The organism is Neisseria sp. P0009.S007 (genome assembly GCF_051962515.1).
The window spans coordinates 1-285 of record NZ_JBQCVF010001054.1; the positions used below are offsets into that span (position 1 = coordinate 1).

The 285-nt window shown below is 52.6% G+C and carries 1 pseudogene; it reads right to left on the bottom strand.

The annotated features are described in order from the left end of the window. Window positions 1-285, bottom strand: a pseudogene (locus tag ACTHS3_RS17720) (phosphomannomutase/phosphoglucomutase); the annotation flags it as partial.

Consider the following 285-nt stretch of genomic DNA (forward strand, 5'->3'; position numbering starts at 1 on the left):
CGATGTTGTTGTGGTATTCGCCGGAGATGTCTTTTTCGGTTACGCTGCCTTGTGTGTCGGCGGAAACAAAACCGTCTTTTTCAACAATAGCTAAAAGTTCTTGAATGGCTTCGCCTGCGAGCGTGTCTCCGCCGAGCATCATTTTGAAACCATTGTAATCGGGCGGATTGTGGCTGCCGGTAATCATCACGCCGCTGCCGCCGCATTCGTTGATGGCTGCGAAGTAGAGCATAGGGGTGGCAACCATGCCGACGTTGAGGACGTCGATGCCGCTGTCTGTAAAAC